The following is a 13,498-nucleotide window of genomic DNA, read 5'->3' on the forward strand; positions in this document are numbered from 1 at the left end:
AAGCTCAGGCGCAGGGCAGCCCCTTGTCACTACATCAGGCTACAGAACAGCCGCCAACGCGTCGATGTCCTCCTGCGTCGTGGCCCAGCTGGTGCAAAAGCGCACCACCGTGTGGGTCTCGTCGTACTTTTCCCAGTACTCAATCGAGGCATGCTCGCGAATGCGGGCCATGTCCTCGTTGGGCAGAATCACAAACTGCTGGTTGGTCGGCGTCTCCAAAAAGAACTGGTAGCCGCGCTCGTGCAGCACGCGACGAAGCGCCTGAGCCGTCTCGATCGCCTGGCGACCAATCTCAAAATACAGGCCGTCGGTAAAGAGCGCCTCAAACTGCACGCCCGTCAGGCGGCCTTTGGCAAGCAGCGCGCCATGCTGCTTAATACGCGGAATGGGATGCGCCGGGGCGTGCATACCGCAGAACACCACAGCCTCTCCGCAGAGCGCGCCGCACTTGGTACCGCCGACGTAGAACACGTCGCACAGCTGCGCCAGCTCGGGCAGGGTAATGTCGCACTCATCGGCCGCCAGCGCATAGGCCAGGCGGGCGCCATCCACAAACAGCGGAATCTCGCGCTTCTGGCACACTGCGCGAATCGCCGCGAGCTCGGCCTTGGAGTACAGCGTGCCGTACTCGGTCGATAGGCTCACGTACACGGCACCCGGGAACACCGTGTGCTCGTAGCTCTCGTTTTCGTAGAACACCTGGATATAGTTCTCAAGGTCCTCGGCGTGCATCTTGCCCTCGTAGCCGGGGATGGTGAGCACCTTGTGGCCGCCAAACTCGATGGCGCCCGCCTCGTGGCAGGCGACGTGGCCAGTCTCGGCAGCAACGACGCCCTCGTACGGCGCGAGCAGCATGTCGATCACCGTCGCGTTGGCCTGCGTGCCGCCCACCAGAAAAAACACGTCGGCATCGGGGGCCTGACAGGCCTCGCGGATAAGCTGCTTGGCACGCTCGGTATGTGCATCGGTACCGTATCCGGGCTGCGGCTCCATATTGGTGTCGACGAGCGCCTGCAGCACCGCCGGGTGTGCGCCGTGGGAATAATCGTTGTTAAACGCGAGCATGGCAATCCTCTCTTACCGGGTATCGGCCAGATGATTCAAACGGAGCTATTGTACGCCGCTGGGATAGGCAATGCGCGCGGCAAGGCACTCAAGTGCCAGCACCAGAGCAAAACCGCAGCTCACATCACTCAAAAAGTGCGCTCCGATCACGATGCGGCCAAACGCGACGAACGCCACAACCACAGCCGCCGTCCAAAAGACCACACGACGGCGCGACGGCTTTTCCTTAAAGGCCGCTGCGGGAAGCCCGGCGAGCATAAGGCCGATCGCCGCGTGCGCCGCGTGTCCGCTCGCAAACGACTTAAAGCCGTCCTTGACTACACCGGCGGCAATATAGGCCCGCTTGTCGGGGTTTCCGATCACCCACCACGGCTGAAACTCGAGCCCCGGCGTCACCTCGACCACGCGCATGCGCGGGCGCGACCACAGCGGCTTGACGATCACGTTGAGGATGATGGCCTGAGCGACCCACACGGCAAGCACCATGAGCGCCCAGCGTGTGAGCTCGTCGGGCTCGGTCGTGCGCGTGAGGCGATAGACGATAAGGTTGGCGACGATGGCCAGCACAAACGTCAGCACCAACTGAGCCGCGATGAGTTTGCCGCCAACCCTCAGGGACGAAACGATCTCGTAGCCGGTCAGGCCAACATTGACGAGGATGCCGAGCACGGCGAGCCATTTGCTCCCCCTGGAGTCGGGACGCACCGCGCGCACGAGCATAACGCCCGCGACGCTCGCCGTCAGCTCAAACGGCAGCTCGCCGGTCGCCTCGATAAAGCGGCCGTACACGCTGCCGATGTTGAACAGCGCGCTCGAGATCTGATAATCGAAGAAACTGCCCACGCCCAGGCAGAGGGCAAGGATAACCGCGATAGCAGCGGCATCTTTCTTATAGATGTACCCGAACATGCTTTCCTTTCGATGGAACCAGATTGCCCAAATGGGGCGTTTACGACGTCGACCCGTTAATCATCGTCGGACGCGCCCAGCTGCTGCAGCAGCATGAGTGCCGCGGCCACGGGGCCGGTGCCGTCGTTGGCGTCGAGACCGCGACCCAGGCCGCTGCCCGCGCCGGCGCCCGCCTTGTAGGGCACCGACAGTTTGCGGCTCTTGGGGAAGTTCACCGCGCCATAGCGGGTCTTAAGCTCATAGGCCACCTTCTTGGGAACGTCGACGCCCAAAAACGTGATGCGACCGCCGCTGAGCGTAACGCTCTCGAGCCCCAGGCGCTCGCCGCGAATGCGGATTCGCGCGCGATTGAACAGGTTGAGTCCCGCCAACGGCAGCTCGCCATGCGCGGCCTCGGTCTCTTCCTGCACCTCGTCGATGCTCTCCAGGTCCTCGGCCGCCGCAAGCTTACGGTATACGAGCACGCGCTGATCCACCGCCGGCAGGTACTCCTCGGACAAGAAGTAGTCGGCCGGCAGGTTAATACCCACGCTCGCCGCCTCCACACCGGCATCGTCGTCGCCGCGCGCCTCGGCCACGGCCTGACCCAGCATCTGCGTAAACAGGTCAAAGCCCACGCTCGACAGGTTGCCGTGCTGCTCGGCGCCCATGAGCGAGCCGGCGCCGCGGATCTCCAGGTCGCGCATGGCGATGCGCATGCCGCTGCCCAGGTCCTGGAACTCGGAGAGTGCGGTCAGGCGTGCCGTAGCCTCCTCGGTGAGCGGCAGCTCGCCCGGGAACATAAAGTACGCGTAGGCTTGCGTGGCAGAACGGCCCACGCGGCCCTTGAGCTGGTAGAGCTGCGCCAGACCCAAGCGCTGCGAATCCTCGATGATGAGCGTGTTGGCGGTCGCGTTGTCGATGCCGCTCTCCACGATGGTCGTGGCGATGAGCACGTCGATCTTTTTGGTCGCGAACTCGATCATCACGTCCTCGACCTCGCGCGGGCTCATCTTGCCGTGCGCCACGCCCACGCGCGCCTCGGGCGCGGCCTCGTGCACGCGTGCCACGGCGTCGTCGATGGTCTTGACGCGGTTGGAGACGTAGTACACCTGGCCGCCGCGGCCCACCTCCAGGCGAATCGCCGCGCTCACCACGTCGGGGTCGTACTCCCCCACGTGCACGATCACGGGACGGCGCCCGGTCGGTGGCGTGGTGATCAGGCTCATGTCGCGCACGCCGCTCGTGGCCATCTGCATGGTTCGCGGAATAGGCGTGGCCGAAAGTGTGAGCACGTCAATCTGCTCGCGCAGGTTTTTGAGCTGCTCCTTGTGCTGCACGCCAAAGCGCTGCTCCTCGTCGATGATCACCAAACCCAGGTTCTTGGGGTTCACATCGGCCGAAAGCAGGCGGTGCGTGCCGATGAGCACGTCGATCGTGCCCTCGGCAAACGCCTTGAGCGCGCGCTTCTGCTGCGCCGGCGTGCGAAAGCGGCTGAGCACCTCGACCTCGAGGCCAAACGGGGCAAAGCGCTCAAAGAAGGTCTCGTAGTGCTGTTGGGCCAGAATGGTCGTGGGGCAGAGCACCATGACCTGACGGCCGGAGTCCACGCACTTAAACGCCGCGCGCAGGGCAACCTCGGTCTTGCCAAAGCCCACGTCGCCGCACAGCAGGCGGTCCATGGGCTTGGGCGCCTCCATGTCGGCCTTAATATCGGCGATAGCCTCCAGCTGGTCGCGCGTCTCGTCGTAAGGAAAGCTCTCCTCCATCTCGATCTGCTCGGGCGTATCGGGCGGGCAGGCGATACCGGTAATCGACGAGCGGCGCGTATACAGATCGACCAGGTCAAACGCCAGCTTTTTGGCGTTCTTGCGCGCCTTGTTGGTGGCACGCGTCCAGTCGGCGGTGTTGAGCCTAGTCAAGCGCGGCTTGTCGCCGTCGGGACCAACATAGCGCGTGATGCGGTCGACCTGCTCGAGCGGCACGTAGAGCTTGTCGCCGTCGGCATATTCCAGCAAAAAGTAGTCGCGCTCCTTGCCGCCCACTTCCTGGCGCGCGATCTCGCTAAAGAGCGCGATGCCGTGGGTAGCGTGCACCACGTAGTCGCCCGGCTTAAACGGAAACGTAATCTGCGTAATGTCCACCTTGCGACGGCTGCGCGCGCGGTTGGCGTCCATGCGGGCATTGAGATCGGCGATCGAGAACACGGCTAGGTTGGCATCGGGCACCACCACGCCCTGCGGCAGGGCAGCATCCACAAAGGTCACGCGTCCGCGCGAGATGGTGGGTACGGCAGCACCGGCGGCAGCCTGGGCGGCGCCCGCCTCGAGCGAGCGGGCGTTGAGCGCGTCGACGCGGCGCTCGCGGATCGAGGCATGGGCCTCCTGGCGGGCAGCACGGTCGGCAGAATCTGCCGCTGCCACGCGTACGCGCTCGCCAATAACACCGGCGTTTTCGGGGGCGGCCGTCAGCGACTCCTCAAAGGTAATGCCCTCGTCGCCAAAGGTGAGCTCCATCGACTCGCGCGCTCCGCGGTCGGGAATGGCAAACACGCAGGCATAGCGCTTGCCCACGACTTCCTGAACGCGCGTCATAAAGCGGTTCTCCGAGCCTGCGATAGCCGGCTGCTCAATCTTGAGCTCTGCCGTAACCGCACCGCCGGCGCGGATCAGGCTCACGTAGTTCAGGCGCTGCTGAGCACCAAAGTCGAGCTGCTGGGCGCGCACGTACAGGCCGTCCAAGCGGTCAATCCCCGCCTCGCCGGCGCGCGCCTCGATATCCTCGTAGGCACGCAGGCAGTCGTCGAACAGCGAGCGCGGCTCGGACAGAACCACAAGCGCCTTGCCGCTCACGTGCGCCAACGGGCTCACGGTCTTGCCGTACATCACCGGCAAAAAGCGGTCGAGCTCGGGTGTGACGATACGCGCATCAACCATCTCGAGCAGTGCCGCCAGCTTGCTGTCGCTCTGGCTTGCGCGATAGAGCGCCACGTGCATGTTGTGAACGGCTTCGTCGGTAAGCGCCAGCTCGCGGCACGGGAAGATCTCGATGCTGTCCTCGTTGCCGATGGTTTGGCCCGTGGAGCTCACCATACGGCGAATGCGATCAATTTCGTCGCCAAAGAACTCAATGCGCACGGGCGCTTTCTCTTGTGCGGGGAATACCTCGACGGTGTCGCCGTGCACGCGGAACAGGCCGGGTGCGTCGGCGGCGCCGGCATTGGTGTAGCCCATGCCCACCAGGCGCTGCGGCACTTCGTCAAAAGGAATCTCCTCGCCCACCGCAAAGGTCGTGGACTCCCAGTAGCGGCTCTCGACTGGCGGCACGCAACGCAGCAATGCACGGGCCGAGGCAACCATGATGCAGTTGTCCCCGCGCACGATACGCCCCAGAGCCTCGCAGCGCTGCGCCACCACGGCATCGTCGGGCGCCTGCTCGCGCCACGGATAGTCCTTGCGCTCGGGAAAGCGGCACACGTGCGCCAGGCCCACGTAGGCGGCCAGGCTGCGCGCGGCGCGATCGGCCGCGTCCTCGCCGCTCACAATGTAGACCGTAGGGCGCGGGCGGCGCGCAAACTGAGCAGCCGCCATAAGCGTGCGGCCCGACTGCGACACGGCCAGCGTCACATCCTCGCCGGCATCGAGTCCGGCCTCGACGGTCTGCAAGGCCTCAGCAGTGTAGAGCTGCGCGGCTATACGGTGAATGAGCATGCTGTTCCTCCGGCATCGCAACGCCAAAAGCCCGCCGGGGCAAGCTCGGCGGGTCTTACGTCAAAAGTATTGATTGTCATGGTAGCGCATGAGGTGAACACGCCAGCGCACGCCAAACAGCTACCCCAAAACGCGCATGCTCGGGCAAAGGTCTGCCAGTGGGCACTCGTCGCACTTGGGTTTGCGGGCGTCGCAGATCTCGCGGCCAAAGGTGATCCACTGGTGGTTGACCGATTCCCAATACTCGTGCGGCAAGATCTTGAGCAGATCCTGCTCGGTCTTGAGCGGCTCTTTGGCGTGCGTCTTGGGACTCAGCATCAGGCGGTGCGCGATGCGGTTGACGTGCGTATCGACCGCGATGCCCTCGACAATGCCAAACCCCACGTTGAGCACGATGTTCGCCGTCTTGCGCCCAACGCCCGGCAGCTTGACAAGCTCCTTCATGTCGGCCGGCACCTCGCCGCCGTAATCAGCGACAATCATCTGTGCGGCCTCAACGGCGTGCTTGGCTTTGCTCTTATAGAAGCCGAGCGACTTAATGGTATCTGCCACATCGGCAACGCTCGCCCCCGCCATGGCCTCGGGCGTGGGCCACTGGGAAAACAGCTTCGGCGTCACCTTGTTGACCTGCGCGTCGGTCGTCTGCGCCGAGAGCAACACCGCTATGAGCAGCCTATAGGGATTCTCGTGGTCCAAAAAACACTCAACCGGGCCATAGCGACGGTTAAGGCGCTCGCACACCTCAACGGCGCGCTCGCGTTTGGCGGCATTGGTCTCGCGTGGCATAACGACTCCTCGGATTGGCGGCATAACTTACCTATGGGCACGATTGTCCCACGTATGGGGTCTTTACGCCTCCAAAAATGCGCCGGTCTGGCGGCCCCACAAGCTTGCGTACTCGCCGCCTGCCTCGACAAGCTGCGCATGCGTACCGTCCTCGACAATCTCGCCGTCCGCCAGCACCACGATGCGGTCGAGCGCCGCCACGGTGGACAGGCGATGTGCCACCACAATAGAGGTGCGGCCGCGCATCAGGTTCTCAAGCGCCTCCTGCACCAGCGCCTCGGACTCGCTATCCAGGGCAGAGGTCGCCTCGTCGAGCACCAGAATCGGCGCGTCGGTAAGGATGGCACGGGCGATGGCCACGCGCTGGCGTTGGCCGCCCGAAAGCTTAACGCCGCGCTCGCCCACCATGGTGTCAAAGCCCCGGGGCAGGCGGTCGATAAACTCCAGGGCATTGGCCAAGCGGGCCGCCTCGCGGATCTGTTCGTCGGTGGCGTCGGGGCGGCCGTAGGCGATGTTCTCGCGAATGGAGCGGTGAAACAGCAGCGCCTCCTGCGGCACGTAGGCAACCTGGCGGCGCAGGCTCTGCTGCGTGCAGCGCGAGACATCCTGACCGTCCACGAGTACGCGACCGCCCTGTACGTCGTCCAGGCGCAGCAGCAACTTGGTGAGCGTCGTCTTGCCCGAGCCCGATTTGCCCACCAAGCCCACGCGCTGACCCGCCGCCACATGGAGCGTCAGGTCGTCGAACACGCTCTCGCCCGCCGCGGCGTCGCGGTATGCAAAGCTCAGGTGCTCAAAATCAATCGCTCCCTCGCCCACCTTGAGCTCGGGAGCGTTCTCGTCGTCTGCCACCAGACGCGGCTCGTCCAGCACGCGCGTCATCTCGGCCGCATCGCCCAGCGCGCGGTTGATGCGCTGCATCATGGAGCTTACGTAGTTCAAACGCATGGTGAGGTTGTACGTATAGGTAAAGATCATGACGAGCGCGCCGGCCGAGATGCCAAACCACGCGTTGCCGCCCGCCACAAACACACTCACCACGGCCATGGTAATGACGATAAGGCCCGAGGTCGTAAAGTTGCGCTGCATCATGGCGTGCATCGAAACCGTTTCGGCGTCGCGCGCGGCGCGGTCGGCAGCATCGAACAGGTCGCGCTCAAAGTCTTCGCGCCCGCAGGTCTTGACGGCCAGGATGTTCGTGACCGCGTCGGAAAGCACGCCCGACAGCTTGTTCTGCGCGGCGGACGTCGCGGCCGAAAGCGGCATGATGCGCTTATACATGAGCCAGACAAACGAGATGTAGACGACCATAATGCCCACCAGGATCACGGTAAACGTCGGCACCACCGGAGCGAGCGCCGCTACCGTGCAGACAACCGAGGTGATAGTGGGAATGAGCGAATACACCGTCACGTCCACCAACCCCGTGTAGCCGCTCATAAAACGGCTCGTCTGGCTCACAAGCGATCCACCAAAACGGCTGGTGTGGAATGTCATGGATTGATTGGAGAGCGTGTCGAAGCACAGGCGCGCCAAGTGATAGTTGCCCGCAATCTCGAGCTTGTAGACGGTGTAGTCCTGCAGCTTGGAGAGGATTTGGCCCACTAGGTTAACGAGCACAAGCGCCAGAATGTAGGGGCCAAAGACCTCAAACACCCGGTCGCCCGCCACGGGGCCGGCCTGGACGCGGTCGACGATAAGCGCCATCACGTAGGTGTTGGCAAACGTGAGCAAAAAGATGTAGCCCGCCGACGAGAACACCGAGAGAAAGACGATCAGCGGCTGCGTGCGCGTGACGTCCCAAAAACGCTGTAGCGTGCGGCGCACGGTTGAGCGTTTGAGCGGACTGGTGCTTCTCTGTGACATGGGCTTCCTTTCACATCTGGCGGGGCTAAACGTCATTGTTGCATACTAAAGCGCACTTCAGGCAAGCACGATGCGAAAAGCAGCGTGGTGCCCGCGTTTGCGCCGGCGCCCCACCGTCTTGTTGTAATTATTCCTCGTCTTCTTGATCTGTGAGAAGGCCCGCGGGCGTGAGTCCCAAGATCTCATCAGCTTGGTCGGCGTCTTCCAGCGCGTCGATGTCCTTGAGCTTGCGCTCCATGACGTTGGTGCGCGTGGTGATGATGCCCTCGACCGTCTTTCCCGCGGTCTCGATCTGCTGCTGGGCGCGGCGCAGCGCCGCCTGATAGCGCGGCAGCTCGGCCTTGACGGCAGAAAGCACGCGCAGCACGTCATCGGTGCGTTTTTGCAGCCTAAACGTTTGGTAGCTCATCTGCAGGCTGTTGAGGATGGCCGCCATGGTGCTAGGGCCGGCAAGGTTGACGTGATAGTCGCGGCCCAGGGTCTCGATAAGTCCCGGACGACTGACAACCTCGGCGTACAGTCCCTCAAACGGCACGAACATAATGCCAAAGTTGGTCGTTGCCGGCACACTCAGGTACTTTTCGCAGATGTCCTTGGCCTCGCGCTTGACCATGGCGTCGAGCGTCTTACGCGCAGCGGCGACGGCCTCAGCGTCACCCGACTCCTGGGCATCGAGCAGATGCTCATATGCGTCACCCGGGAATTTGGAGTCGATCGGCAGCAGCACGGGATCGTCCTCGTCTACCGGCAGCTTGACGGCAAACTCAACGCGCTCCGAGGCGCCGGGCTTGGTGGCGACGTTTTCCAGATACTGGTCGGGTGTAAGGATGTCCGCCAGGATTGCACCCAGCTGCACCTCGCCCAAAATGCCACGCGCCTTTACGTTGCCCAGCACGCGCTTAAGGTCGCCCACGCCGGTGGCGATGGACTGCATGTCGCCCAGGCCCTTGTACACGGCCTCGAGCTGGTCGCTCACCTGCTTAAACGATGCCGACAGGCGATCGTTGAGCGTGCGGGAGAGCTTCTCGTCCACCGTCGCGCGCATCTGATCGAGTTGCACGTTGTTATCTTTGCGGATAGCACCCAGCTGGGCATCGACCGTCTCGCGCACCTTGTCCAGGCGGTGCTCGATGCCCTCGCGGTTGGCACCGAGTTGTTGGGCCGTCTCGCGGCGCAGGTCATCCATCCGGTCACCAGCTTGCGAAAACTCGCGTGCGATGTTCAGGTAACGTTGCTGCTCCACGGCCGCATCTGTCGTCTGCTGCTGCGCGATGGCATTGGCCGTGCGGCGGGTTTCGGCCAGCGCGACGTTCAGGGCATCGAGCGCGTTGTTGGCCTGCTCGAGTGCCGCCAGCGCCTCCGCACCGCCATCGCTGCGCTCTCGCAGCTCGGCGCGAAGGCCCTTGAGCTGCAGGGCGCAAGCCACAGCCACTCCTACCGCTACCAAGGCGATCACGACCAGCACAATATCAACAGCAGACATAGACTCCGCCCAACAAACCCAATCGAGCAATAATCGAACCGCAATCAATCTTACCCTGTCATATGCAGCGCGTGGCCGGCAGCGCATCAAGTTACCTTTGCGCTATGAATACTGGCACGCTAACTCTCCCAGCCGGCGCGGATGGTTGTTACGACATCGCCCAGGCGCTGGCCGAGAGCTGTTAAATGTTGGAGCACTTCGCTGGGCGAAGCGCCGTTGAGAATGCACGTAAGGGCATATGAGGCCAAGAAGATTGCCGCGAGTCCCAACGGGATCAGCACGATCATCGCCAGCGTACGCAGGCGCTGGGCCCAGCGACGGCGACGCGCACGACGCTTGTCGAACGCAAGCTCCTGCGCATATGAATCTTGCTGTACGGAATAGGCTCCTGGGTCCACCTCACCCGCAGACGATACCGCGGGCGCGGCGTTTTGCGCAGGAGGCTGGACGGCTGCCCCTTGCATTTGCATCTCCATAAGCCGCTGCTGTTGGCGCAGCATGCGCTCGGCTTGTTGCTGCGGGGTCTCAAGAAACAGATCCATGTTGGCCTCCTCAATAGGAGCATTCGATGCTTGCGCCCAGCATCCCGCACCATCGCGGCCGCGGCAACGAAATCCGCGGCAATAGCCGCAAAGATTCTTTTGTCAGAAAACTGTCGAAAAGTTCAACATCTCCCCTACCAGCACTTTCTTTGAGCTTTTTTCGCCAGCAATCTTTTACCCTTTCGCCCTTGCGCCATCCGACCAAAACCTAACCAAAAGCTTGACGGAAATTGTGAAGACAGGGACCCCACACAAAAACGTGCCGCCCCAAAAGGGGCGGCACGCAAACTTCTAATCAGCTTTTCTGTAGCGAGCACGCAACGACCCAACGCCGGGGCGCGGGGAGGGAGGCCGGATTGCCTTCCCTCAACGCGACCCTGCGGAGCCGTGAGCGGGGAGGGAAGGCAATCCGGCCTCCTGCCCCGCGCCCCGCAGTCCACGTTCGTATCGGCGCTAGTAGTTCACCACCTGCTCCTCAAAGTACGCCTTGGGATGGTTGCAAACCGGGCACACCTCGGGCGCCTTGGCACCAACATGCAGGTGCCCGCAGTTCAGGCACTTCCACACCTTTACGCCCTCGCGCTCAAACACCTCGCCCGATTCAATGCGCTCGACGAGCTTGTTATAGCGCTCCTCGTGAGCCTTCTCGACAGCGCCAACGCCACGGAACTTCGCGGCAATCTCGGCAAAACCCTCCTCTTCGGCGGTCTTGGCGAACTCGTCATACATCGTGGTCCACTCGTAGTTCTCGCCCGCGGCGGCATCGCGCAGGTTGTCCAGCGTATCCGGAACAGCACCGTCGTGCAGGTACTTAAACCACAGCTTGGCATGCTCGGACTCGTTGCCCGCCGTCTCTGCAAAGATATTCGAAATCTGAACGTAGCCGTCCTTTTTGGCCTTGGATGCATAGTAACGATACTTGGTGTGCGCCTGGGACTCACCGGCAAAAGCGGTCTCGAGGTTCTTCTTGGTTTGAGAATTCTCAAAATCCATAGGTGTACTTCCCTTCAATACGCGCCGCCCATAGACTTTGAGCAGCATTGCCTTTAGGATACCCTCATGCCGAGAATCTAAACCTTACTACCCTGTTCTGCAAATTCGCGTCATCACACACTCAGCCAGCGCTCGCCTTCGGCACGACAAAAGCCTTCGCGCTCCAGGTCGGCAAGAATGCCCGCAATAAAATCGCAACCAACCGGTTCGCGACCCGCTGCGGCCTCCATCTTGTTAACGCCTGCAACAGCTTCAACAAGCGTTATGCCCGCCGGCTGTCCATCGCGAGCTGCAAGCAGCATGCGCACGATATGGGCACGCTTTTGCCGACGCGAGCCCTCAAACTTGGACTGCCGGCTGTAGCCCGCCGAGCGCCTAGACGGATTGGGCAGCGTCTTTTTAAGATACGCGCCGTAATCCAGCAGCGCGTAATACCACGCGCGCGGCGTATCGGCATCGTCGAGCGGCACGGCAAAGGGAGCGACCTCATCCGCCGCCGCACCGGGCGCCGCCGGGCAGGCCGCCTGGATCAACGGCACCAGCTCGCGGTCGGGAACAGACGGAACGTCAGGAAAAAAGTGATGCAGAAAGACCGTGCGCACATTGGTCTCCAGGTACACTCCCGGAAGATCAAACGCAAACGACCGAATGCCCTGCGCCGTTGCGGGCCCAATACCGGGCAGCGCGACCAGGTCGCGTGTATCACGCGGAAACTCCCCATCCCAGTCCTCCACGAGTCGCTGCGCGGCCTTATGGAGCGCCAAAGCACGGCGGTTGTAGCCCATGCCCTGCCAAGCGTCCAAAACATCAGAAGGAGCGGCCTGGGCGAGAGAATGCACGGTCGGAAAGCGGTCGAGCCATGCCGGCATGCGCGTCTCTACGCGTGGAACCTGCGTCTGCTGCAGCATGACCTCGGAAAGCCAGATGATGTACGGGTCGCGTGTGCGGCGCCACGGAAGGTCGCGATAACGCAGAACCCCTTCCGAACGAATCATCGAACGAAAGGGGTCCTGAATCATAGCTATGCTCCTTATGCGGCGCTACTCCTCCCGGCAAGCACACGCGCAAACGGCATACTCGGGAAAGGCGTCGCGGTCGGCGAACTTGGGATCGACGGCGGGGAACTGGCGGCGAGCGACGACATCGTCCAGCGAAACGGAATCGAGGTAGTCACGCATCAGCGCCTGGGCCCCAGCCCACAGGGGATGATAGCAGCACGTGCCCCTGCGTGCACAGTCGCCATCGAGTGCCGTGCAATCATTCATAACCATAGGGCCCTGAACGGCCTCGACGACCTGACGGATAGTGACCTCGCTCGGGTTGACCTTAAGACGCATACCGCCGTGGACGCCACGCAGGCTCTCCACAATACCGGCCTGAACCAAACCGTGTTGGATCGAGCGGGCAAACGAATACGGAACATTGACCTCTTCGGCAGCAGTGCGAACAGAAAGCAACCGCTCCGGCTCCTCGGCAAGCATCGCAAGCATGCGGAGGGCATAATCAGTCTTCCTCGATATGTCCATGTTTCCCCTTTCAAGGAATACGAACAGCTCGAACGGGCTCCGGGGCCGAGCTTACGTCGAGACGCTAAATAACCGCCGGGACAACCAAATAGTGAATTAGATGTCCGCTGAAGGTCGAATCCAAAGCAAATTGCATCAGACTAGGCCTGCAGTGGAATTTAGTATAACCTAACCCCCTGTTTCATTGAACGAGTGTTGCGCAACAAACCCCCCTTGTTTAAACCGATGTACTTAATTCTTTTCCGCATCTCGGAAGCAAGGAGCTGAATGAAAGGGACGGCCGAGCGGTTGTCCTATTAAACGCAAAAAGCCACGTCCGAAGACGTAGCTTTAATTGCGTTGGCGGGAAGTACGGGGCTCGAACCCGCGACCTCCGACGTGACAGGCCGGCGCTCTAACCAAACTGAGCTAACTCCCCAGGCAGTCGTTTGCGTTTGTTTCCGCTCGCGTGCGCTGCGGGGATTAGTATACACAGAAGTCTGTTCGCCGCGCAACAACTTTTTTGAAAATATTTTTAGGGTCCCTCCGGCCTTGATTATCAACTTTATCCGAACACCTCCCACATTCATCCGCACATGTACGGATGAATGTGGGAACCCGATACCCTGAGGGCCGGATCGGCCGGCCCCGGGAGATCGG

The 13,498-nt window shown here is 62.1% G+C and carries 11 protein-coding genes and 1 tRNA gene; 1 reads left to right on the forward strand and 11 read right to left on the reverse strand.

What is annotated here, in order from left to right; translation table 11 throughout:
* Positions 1 to 39 precede the first annotated feature (39 nt).
* From ACTQW0_RS04140 to ACTQW0_RS04170, 7 genes are all read right to left on the reverse strand, one after another.
* Positions 40 to 1,065, reverse strand: coding sequence for a threonine aldolase family protein (locus ACTQW0_RS04140; RefSeq protein ID WP_441567057.1), 1,026 nt, complete (start codon positions 1,063 to 1,065; stop codon positions 40 to 42).
* 45 nt (positions 1,066 to 1,110) lie between these two features.
* On the reverse strand, positions 1,111 to 1,974 hold the full coding sequence (locus tag ACTQW0_RS04145) for a phosphatase PAP2 family protein (protein ID WP_441567059.1): 864 nt from the start codon (positions 1,972 to 1,974) through the stop codon (positions 1,111 to 1,113).
* Between the two features lie 56 nt (positions 1,975 to 2,030).
* On the reverse strand, positions 2,031 to 5,663 hold the full coding sequence (gene mfd, locus ACTQW0_RS04150) for a transcription-repair coupling factor (RefSeq protein WP_441567061.1): 3,633 nt from the start codon (positions 5,661 to 5,663) through the stop codon (positions 2,031 to 2,033).
* 120 nt (positions 5,664 to 5,783) lie between these two features.
* A complete protein-coding gene (nth, locus tag ACTQW0_RS04155) occupies positions 5,784 to 6,449 on the reverse strand; it encodes an endonuclease III (RefSeq protein ID WP_427747829.1) in 666 nt (221 codons plus the stop codon).
* Positions 6,450 to 6,512: 63 nt separating this feature from the next.
* Positions 6,513 to 8,315 carry an ABC transporter ATP-binding protein gene (locus tag ACTQW0_RS04160; RefSeq protein ID WP_441567063.1) on the reverse strand — a complete coding sequence of 601 codons (1,803 nt, stop codon included), beginning with the start codon at positions 8,313 to 8,315 and terminating at the stop codon, positions 6,513 to 6,515.
* A 127-nt stretch (positions 8,316 to 8,442) separates the two neighbouring features.
* Entirely contained in the window at positions 8,443 to 9,798 is a 1,356-nt protein-coding gene (locus tag ACTQW0_RS04165) for a DNA recombination protein RmuC (protein WP_441567065.1), read from the reverse strand.
* Positions 9,799 to 9,917: 119 nt separating this feature from the next.
* Positions 9,918 to 10,340, reverse strand: coding sequence for a hypothetical protein (locus ACTQW0_RS04170; protein ID WP_154518493.1), 423 nt, complete (start codon positions 10,338 to 10,340; stop codon positions 9,918 to 9,920).
* Positions 10,341 to 10,366: 26 nt separating this feature from the next.
* On the opposite strand from ACTQW0_RS04170, the gene ACTQW0_RS04175 reads away from it, so the two are divergent.
* Positions 10,367 to 10,552 (forward strand): hypothetical protein, encoded by a 186-nt coding sequence (locus ACTQW0_RS04175; RefSeq protein ID WP_441567067.1) that lies wholly within the window; start codon positions 10,367 to 10,369, stop codon positions 10,550 to 10,552.
* A gap of 241 nt (positions 10,553 to 10,793) precedes the next feature.
* Here the strand turns inward: ACTQW0_RS04175 and rbr are convergent, their stop codons facing one another.
* From rbr to ACTQW0_RS04195, 4 genes are all read right to left on the reverse strand, one after another.
* Positions 10,794 to 11,333, reverse strand: coding sequence for a rubrerythrin (gene rbr, locus ACTQW0_RS04180; RefSeq protein WP_154518486.1), 540 nt, complete (start codon positions 11,331 to 11,333; stop codon positions 10,794 to 10,796).
* A gap of 113 nt (positions 11,334 to 11,446) precedes the next feature.
* Positions 11,447 to 12,352 (reverse strand): adenine glycosylase, encoded by a 906-nt coding sequence (locus ACTQW0_RS04185; protein WP_427719505.1) that lies wholly within the window; start codon positions 12,350 to 12,352, stop codon positions 11,447 to 11,449.
* Between the two features lie 21 nt (positions 12,353 to 12,373).
* Positions 12,374 to 12,859, reverse strand: coding sequence for an RrF2 family transcriptional regulator (locus ACTQW0_RS04190; RefSeq protein ID WP_154518481.1), 486 nt, complete (start codon positions 12,857 to 12,859; stop codon positions 12,374 to 12,376).
* Between the two features lie 340 nt (positions 12,860 to 13,199).
* Positions 13,200 to 13,277 (reverse strand) — tRNA-Asp (locus ACTQW0_RS04195).
* Positions 13,278 to 13,498 lie beyond the last annotated feature (221 nt).

Source organism: Collinsella sp. LCP19S3_B7, from assembly GCF_052121795.1.
Classification (GTDB): Bacteria; Actinomycetota; Coriobacteriia; order Coriobacteriales; family Coriobacteriaceae; genus Collinsella.